Here is a 7,710-nt window from a genome sequence, read left to right as displayed (position 1 = left end):
ATTTTCTTCTAACCATTCAAGTGCTTTCCGTAATTCACTCGTTCGAGTACCAAATATCTTATAGGACTTTTTAGGTTTATTCGTGTCCAAAGGACCGTCTAATATACAACATACAATTGTCTTCTGATGAACGTCGATTCCACAACATGTCTCAATCATAACTTCCATGATGAAAACCTCCATCAAATAATTTAGGAAACAGAACATTCTATAAATTATTGTAATTTTATTTTCACATTCTAAGATGTATTCGGCTTATCGCAAAAGATAAAATGTTCATCCAGTTTTTTATACAGGTTCGGCAAAACCCATTAAACCTTCGGATTAACGTTTCCTATGTTAATTATAGGATACTCTCTCTTTTCTGTCACGGCTTAGATTGCGAAGCAATCATATTGTTTTTTATGTCAAAAAAGTATTCGTATGAATTTAAATTAAAAATTGTACAAGAATATCTAAATGGAACATTGGGTTATACGTTACTCAGTAAAAAATACAATATTTCAAGTGAAAGTCAACTTCAGAAATGGGTCAACCAATACAAGAAATATGGAAAAGAAGGCTTTAAAACAAAAAAAGTAATAAAAAGTATACTTTAAATTTCAAGTTAGATGTCTTAAGATTTAAACAAGACACCGGTGCTTCTTATAAAGATACAGCCAATGCCTTTGGCATAGGTCATAGGTGAGCCATCAATTGTAGCCAATTGGAAACGACAATACGTACAGGAAGGCGCCCAAGGTCTAAATAAGCCGCAAGGGAGACCACCAAAGATGTCTAAATCAAATAAAGACAAAAAAAGCCAAATAGAATCAATAAAAACAGTGATCAATTTAAACAGGAGAATGAGCTATTAAAGAAGGAAAATGAATATTTACGAATTGAGTTGGAATACTTAAAAAAGTTAAAAGCGCTGGGCTTGAAAGACCCACGCGCAAACAACAAGCAAAAATAGTATACGAATTAAATAATGCTGGTTTTAAACTAAAAGATATTTTGATAGTAACTGAATTACCGGAATCAACTTACCACTATCATTGATCGAAGAAAAATGAACCGAACGAAGATAAAGGTCTCGAAGAGCTTATACAAGAAATCTTTGAAGAAAACAAAGAAAGATATGGGTATCGTCGTATTACTGATGAACTGAAAGCCAGAGGTCATCAGGTAAATCATAAACGAGTTCTTCGTTTAATGAGGAAATTAGGGCTTCAATGTATTAAATTTTCCCGTAAAACACGTCGATATAACTCTTATAAAGGGACTGTCGGTAAAATTGCTAAAAATAAGATCAACCGTCGTTTTACGACTCCGATCCCTTTACAGAAACTCGTCACAGATGTCTCAGAATTTAAATGTCTTAATGACGAAAAATTATATTTAAGTCCTATTATGGATCTATATAACTGTGAGGTTATCTCCTGAAAGATTTCCAAAAGGCCGACATTAGATATAGCAATTGAGCCTTTAAAAGAAGCTATCTCAGTAATTAAAAAGAATGCGAAATATCGAACGACAATACATAGTGACCAAGGCTGGCACTATCAACATAATTCATGGGTAAAAACTCTGAAAAAGCACGGTATCTTTCAAAGTATGTCCCGTAAGGAAAATTGTATTGATAACTCACCGATGGAAAATTTCTTTGGACTTCTGAAACAAGAGATGTATTATGGAGAAGAAAAGTATCTTTCTCTACTCTAAAAAAACAAATTGAAGACTATATTTATTACTACAATAATAAACGCATTAAAAGAAAATTGAGCGGCTTATCTCCGGTTGAATACCGAAAACAAGACACTCAATTAGCTGCTTAATATTTAATTAAATAAACTCCAACTTTTGGGGTTCACTACATATTATAGTCAGCCCCAATAATTGAAGTTTACTTGCTCTCTATCTGCTGTTGCAACCAATCATTGATGTAAAAAAATACTTCCTGGTTGTTCAGTTCATTTACTAATTCATGCCGAGCATCTTTAAATAACTTAAGTGTTACATTTTCCAAATCTAATTGAACATATTGCTCATATAATGATTGAACTGCTGTGCCATACTTACCAACAGGATCCATATCACCAGAAACAATTAAAAGAGGCAAATCCTTTTCAATTTTTTCTAGTCGTTTAGTTTGATATAACGATTTAAAAGCATGGAAGAGTTCATAGTAAAAATTAATCGAAGATACGAAACCAGACAATTCGTCTTTCTCATATTGTTCCACAACTTTAGCATCTCTTGTTAGCCAACTAGATGTCGGTTGCTGCTTTTTAAATTTCTTATTAAATGACCCAAAAGATAATTGATCAATCAATTTGGCTTCTTTTTTATTATCGAATACAGTATTTTGAAAGGTAGCTAATATTCTTCCCATTTTTACATCCAACCCATTTTGTTTGGCTGAACCAGAAAGAATCATCCCATCTATTTTTTCAGAATTTTGAATGATATACTCCTGCCCGATAAATGACCCAAAACTATGAGCAAAAACAAATAAAGGTAGCTTTGGATATTTCTTTTTTATCAACTCAGAAATCAGTTGTTCATCTTTAACAATTTTTTGAAAACCATCCTCACCAATATAGCCAAAGACTTCTTCTTCCGTCAAAGAATGTCCATGACCACGATGATCATCCGCATAAACAATATAACCTTGTTTATTTAAAAAAAGTGCAAATGCTTCATATCGTGCAGAATGTTCAGCCATTCCATGAATAATTTGAACGGCTCCTTTTGGTTTTTCTACTTGGTTCCATATACGTAAAAATATTTTTTGCCCATCATGAGAAGAAATATATGTAGTTGTATGTTCCATTTTCTGACTCCTATCCAATTTAATTTTATTTAGTATAGTACAAACCAACTTTGAAATCATTAAACGCGTATTTTGTCAGTGGAGTATTCAAGAGAGACTTATTCACTCCACATATTGCTCAATATACAAATGTGTCCGTGCGTAACATGATGAATATTGGGTTAGATTCTACTCTTGAAGTCATAAAAACTGGAGATACAAAGAATCGTGTAAACTAAGTAAAAATTGAAAAATTAATATATTTAACATAAAAGACTATGGAATCTTTTTAAATCCATAGTCTTTTTTTGATGACTTGCGACAGTAACATCAAAATGAGTAGATTACTAAAATCTTTTTCTTGTCTGGATTACAGATATGAATAGATTTTTTAGAGATAGTTATATGTTCTCGTTGAACTCCGATTATATTTTTACGAATTATCTAGTAAAGATTGAAAAACTAGTCAAGATTTAATTGGGTATAATATCGAACAGTCTTAAGAGCGTTATGCCAGCCCTTTATTTTTTTTATTCGCTCTAATTGAGTCATATTTGGTTGGAAAATTTCGCTCTCGGACACTAAAGCTTTTAATTCGTCTAAATCTTTCCAATAACCTACAGCTAACCCAGCGAGATAGGCGGCACCTAAGCCGGTTGTTTCTAATCGCTCGACACGAGTTACCGTTTTATTAAGGATATCGGCTTGAAACTGGATAAGAAAATTGTTTTGAGCAACTCCCCCATCAACATGTAAGACCTCAAGTTCAATTCCTGTATCTGATTCCATTAAATCAATAATATCATTGACCTGATAAGCTAGGGATTCAAAGGTAGCAAGAACAAGTTCTCTTTTTCCGGTATGTTCATCCATTCCTAAAACAGCGCCTCTGACATCTGGTTCCCAATAAGGAGCCCCAATTCCTCTAAAAGTTGGAAGAACATAGACGGGCGATTCTTTATTTGCTTCAAGAGCCAAATCTTCTGAGTCTTCAATCTTTTCAAATAATTCTAAACCATCTTTTAACCATTCAATGGCACTTCCAGAAATTAAGGCAGATCCTTCTAAAGCATAATTAATTTGACCGTCTAATGAATAAGCAATCGTTGTTAGTAAACGATGATTGGACAATTTGGCTTTGGTACCGGTATTCAAAACAATAAAAGTGCCTTGACCATAAGTACTTTTAACTTGTCCAGATTGGAAGGCGAGTTGGCCAAATAATGACGCTTGCTGATTTCCCGCTACACCACAAATGGGTATTTTTACACCTTCGAAAAGACTTGAATCTGTTTCTCCATAACTGTAAGAGCTTGGATAAGCAGTAGGGAGCATTGATTTTGGAATATTAAAGAGTTCGAGTAATTTATGATCCCACTCCAAGCTGTGAATATTAAAAAGCATTGTTCTAGAAGCATTGGTGTGATCGGTAACATGTAGTTTACCTTTCGTGAGCTTCCAAATAATCCAGCTGTCTATGGTTCCAAAAAGTAATTTTCCTTTTTCAGCTTCTGCTTGCGATCCTTCATTGTGGTCTAGAATCCAGCGAATTTTGCTTGCTGAAAAATAAGGATCCATAACAAGTCCCGTATTTTTATGAATATATTCTTCGTTTTTATCGTTTTTTAATTTGTTGATAATGTCCAATGATTGGTTAGAGTTCCAAACAATGGCATTATAGATGGGTTCACCTGTTATTTTATCCCAAACGACTGTAGTTTCACGCTGGTTAGTTATTCCCAGTGCCTTTATTTGAGAATAACTAACGCCTGATTTTTGGATGACTTCTTCTATTACATGACAAACCGTTTCCCAAATGACATTAGGATCATGCTCCACCCAACCTGGTTTTGGAATAATTTGTTGAAATTTTTGAGTAGCCGTTCCGATATAATTCCCTTTCCGATCAATAATGAAAGCACGAGTGGTTGTTGTTCCTTGATCAATAGATAATATATATTCTGCCATCATTCATCACTTCCTCTTATTCTATAAAATCATAAAATCTTAATTCATCCGCGTTTGATATTTTACAAGTTTAACAAGCATTGCATAGTAATTTTGACTATTTGGTTCACAATTTTCTAATACCCAATGATATAAGCTTTCAGATAAACCATAGCTATAAAAATCCGTGGCTGTCTGGATAATTTGTTTTTGATCTAGTGAAAGAAACTGACCTTTAAAATAGTCATCTGCCAACTGATTAATTATTTTTTTAATTGAGTAAATAAAATACTCCTTGAAAGAATCTAATTTTATGTTTAAGAAGATTTTTTTATAATAATCTTTATTTGATTCAAGATAGGTTAACAGAAGCCACAAAATGTTCTCCCAGTTTTCCCAAGTCATTATGGGGTAAATAGATTCGGATAGCTCTTGGTAGAAAATCCAAGTAACTAAGTCATATTTATCATCAAAATAATCATAGAATGTCTGACGCCGAAAATCAGCTTGCTTCATAATATCTGTGATCGAGATTTTATCGATTGCTTTTTTAGTTGTTAATTCTTGAAATGCTAAAGCAATTAATTGTTTTGTATCACTTTCTTGCTCCATCTATGTAGACTCCTTTCACTAGGGAATAACAAGTATTCGTTCTTTAAGTATACGATACCCAAAATATAAAACCAATCGGACAGAGTAAAGTTTTTGTCCGTTGAACTGATAGCGCTTACTCGTTACTATTTATTTACAAGCAAAGAAAACGCTTAAATTAAATAGGAGGAATAATAATGAGAAAAGCTTTTATTAGTCCAAGTAAGTATGTTCAAGGGGAAGACGAATTATTAAATTTAGGATTTTACATTCAATCTCTAGGGAAATCTGCACTTGTTATTGGAAATAAGGAAGATATTGATCGAGTACAAGACAAATTAGATAAAACAGCAGAAAAATTTAATGTTGAATTACATCGAGCAGATTTTGGTGGAGAAGCTACACGCGATGAAGTTAAACGATTGAAAAAAATAGCAGAAGAAAAAGGAACTGATGTCATTGTCGGTTTAGGTGGGGGAAAAGCTATCGATACCTCAAAAGTTGTTGCAGATGGTCATAATGTCATTGTTTGTCCGACCATTGCAGCTCAAGATGCACCAACCAGCCACTCTGCTGTGTTATATACAGCGGATCATCAATTTGATGACTATGCTTACTTTATCAAAAATCCAGACGTGGTATTAATGGATACAACCGTTATTGCCCAAGCTCCTAGTCGATTCTTAGTGGCCGGTATGGGAGATACTTTAGCTACTTATTACGAAGCAAGAGCTACTCGCCAGTCCAATTCTAATGTGAATGCTGGTTTGCCAAATGGTTATCATACAAAAGCAACAGGTCCAGCTAAGGGAACGAATGCAGCTATGACTTTAGCTGAAAAAAGTTTAGAAGTCATTCTTGAAAAAGGATATGAAGCAAAGATTGCGGCAGATAATAATCTTGTAACTCCTGCTTTGGAAGACATTGTCGAAGCAAATACCTTATTATCTGGTTTAGGTTTTGAATCAGCAGGATTAGCAGCATCCCATGCGATTTATAATGGTCTAACTGTTTTAGAAGGTCCAGGAAATTATTACCATGGTGAGCAAGTGGCTTTCACAACATTTGTACAGTTAGTCCTTGAAAATGCACCAAAATCCGAAATATATGAACTATTAGACTTTAGTATGTCTGTTGGTTTACCTATTTCTCTGGCTGATTTAGATGTTAAAGAAGTAAAATATGAAGAAATTTTAGAAGTTGCGAAAAAAGCATGTATTTCAGAAGAATCTATTCACTCAATGCCTTTTGAAATAACCGTTGAAGCTGTTGCACAGGCCATTATCGCAGCAGATGCAATAGGGCGAGACTATAAAGAAAAAAAGCAAAACAAATAAACTGAAAAGTTAAGATGGGAGCATATATTGACATTGATAAAGAAAATTTTAAATAACCCAGAAAATATTGTTGATGAAATGGTCGATGGGATGGTGCTAAGCCATCCAGATCTCATTAAAAGAATTCCAAATACAGGAGTCGTCCAACGAACTCTAGATAAAAAAGGAAAAGTAGCCATTGTTTCAGGGGGAGGAAGCGGACACGAACCTGCACATGCTGGATTTGTCGGAGCGGGCATGTTGTCAGCAGCTGTCTGTGGCGCTGTTTTTACTTCTCCAACACCTGATCAAATCTTAGAAGCTATTAAAGCAGCCGATGAGGGGGAAGGTGTATTTTTAGTCATCAAGAATTATTCAGGAGATGTCATGAACTTTGAGATGGCTCAAGAATTAGCAGAGATGGAAGGTATCAAAGTAGACAGTATTGTAGTCGATGATGATATCGCTGTCGAAGATAGCCTCTACACACAGGGAAAACGTGGGGTAGCCGGTACGGTATTTGTTCATAAAATATTAGGTTATGCAGCTGAACAAGGCCAATCAATTGAAGAGATTAAAGAATTAGCTGAAGAACTCATTCCTAATATGAAAACCGTTGGATTAGCATTAACAGGTGTAACCACCCCAGGAAGCAATGAACCAAGTTTTACATTGGCAGATGATGAAATTGAGTATGGAGTAGGCATTCACGGTGAACCTGGATACCGTCGAGAACAGTTACAATCTTCACAGGATTTAGCTGATGAGTTGCTTACAAAATTACTCGAAGAATTTGAAGCAAAAGCAAACGATCGTTTTGCGATAATTGTGAATGGTTTAGGGGGAACACCTCTAATGGAGCAATATGTATTTGCGAATGATGTTCATAAAATAATGAAAGATAATAAGTTACAAATCGAATTCTCAAAAGTAGGAAACTTAATGACCTCATTGGAGATGCAAGGTTTATCTTTAACTCTACTTCGTCTAGAGAATGACTTCTATATGGAAGCTTTGGAAGCGTCTGTGGACACCATTAATTGGTAAAAGTATTTTTTTAAA

7 protein-coding genes and 2 pseudogenes are annotated in these 7,710 nt (G+C 34.4%); 6 read left to right on the top strand and 3 right to left on the bottom strand.

Annotation, left to right across the window (positions count from 1 at the left end):
- Positions 1–272 precede the first annotated feature (272 nt).
- The 4 genes and pseudogenes from BUB96_RS10700 to BUB96_RS10685 form a co-directional block, all read left to right on the top strand.
- The gene (locus tag BUB96_RS10700) at positions 273–599 is read left to right on the top strand and encodes a helix-turn-helix domain-containing protein (protein ID WP_084136631.1); all 327 of its coding nucleotides are present in this window, start codon (positions 273–275) and stop codon (positions 597–599) included.
- A gap of 475 nt (positions 600–1,074) precedes the next feature.
- Positions 1,075–1,425, top strand: a pseudogene (locus tag BUB96_RS10695) (IS3 family transposase); the annotation flags it as partial.
- A gap of 3 nt (positions 1,426–1,428) precedes the next feature.
- Entirely contained in the window at positions 1,429–1,704 is a 276-nt protein-coding gene (locus tag BUB96_RS10690) for a DDE-type integrase/transposase/recombinase (RefSeq protein WP_084136625.1), read from the top strand.
- Positions 1,701–1,817, top strand: a pseudogene (locus tag BUB96_RS10685) (IS3 family transposase); the annotation flags it as partial. The gene BUB96_RS10690 and the pseudogene BUB96_RS10685, both read left to right, overlap by 4 nt.
- Before the next feature lie 68 nt (positions 1,818–1,885).
- Here BUB96_RS10685 and BUB96_RS01280 read toward each other — a convergent pair.
- The 3 genes from BUB96_RS01280 to dhaS all read right to left on the bottom strand — a co-directional run bounded on the left by BUB96_RS01280 (position 1,886) and on the right by dhaS (position 5,353).
- Positions 1,886–2,815 (bottom strand): alpha/beta hydrolase, encoded by a 930-nt coding sequence (locus BUB96_RS01280; protein WP_073295031.1) that lies wholly within the window; start codon positions 2,813–2,815, stop codon positions 1,886–1,888.
- Between the two features lie 441 nt (positions 2,816–3,256).
- On the bottom strand, positions 3,257–4,762 hold the full coding sequence (glpK, locus tag BUB96_RS01275) for a glycerol kinase GlpK (protein ID WP_073295060.1): 1,506 nt from the start codon (positions 4,760–4,762) through the stop codon (positions 3,257–3,259).
- A gap of 39 nt (positions 4,763–4,801) precedes the next feature.
- Positions 4,802–5,353 (bottom strand): dihydroxyacetone kinase transcriptional activator DhaS, encoded by a 552-nt coding sequence (gene dhaS / locus BUB96_RS01270; RefSeq protein ID WP_073295027.1) that lies wholly within the window; start codon positions 5,351–5,353, stop codon positions 4,802–4,804.
- Positions 5,354–5,529: 176 nt separating this feature from the next.
- Between dhaS and BUB96_RS01265 the strand changes: the two genes are divergently transcribed.
- Positions 5,530–6,669: a glycerol dehydrogenase gene (locus BUB96_RS01265; protein WP_073295023.1), complete on the top strand. Its 1,140-nt coding sequence runs from the start codon at positions 5,530–5,532 to the stop codon at positions 6,667–6,669.
- Positions 6,670–6,705: 36 nt separating this feature from the next.
- On the top strand, positions 6,706–7,695 hold the full coding sequence (dhaK, locus tag BUB96_RS01260; RefSeq protein ID WP_073295057.1) for a dihydroxyacetone kinase subunit DhaK: 990 nt from the start codon (positions 6,706–6,708) through the stop codon (positions 7,693–7,695).
- The last annotated feature ends 15 nt before the right edge of the window (positions 7,696–7,710 follow it).

The organism is Atopostipes suicloacalis DSM 15692, from assembly GCF_900129085.1.
Taxonomy (GTDB): Bacteria; Bacillota; Bacilli; order Lactobacillales; family Carnobacteriaceae_A; genus Atopostipes; species Atopostipes suicloacalis.
Note: the sequence above shows the minus strand (reverse complement) of the source record. Positions and strands in the feature narration are given on the sequence as shown.

Coding starts and splice junctions, on each gene's coding strand:
- BUB96_RS10700 (WP_084136631.1), top strand. CDS start 273: ATGTTCATCCAGTTTTTTATACAGGTTCGGCAAAACCCATTAAACCTT.
- BUB96_RS01280 (WP_073295031.1), bottom strand. CDS start 2,815: ATGGAACATACAACTACATATATTTCTTCTCATGATGGGCAAAAAATA.
- glpK (WP_073295060.1), bottom strand. CDS start 4,762: ATGGCAGAATATATATTATCTATTGATCAAGGAACAACAACCACTCGT.
- dhaS (WP_073295027.1), bottom strand. CDS start 5,353: ATGGAGCAAGAAAGTGATACAAAACAATTAATTGCTTTAGCATTTCAA.
- BUB96_RS01265 (WP_073295023.1), top strand. CDS start 5,530: ATGAGAAAAGCTTTTATTAGTCCAAGTAAGTATGTTCAAGGGGAAGAC.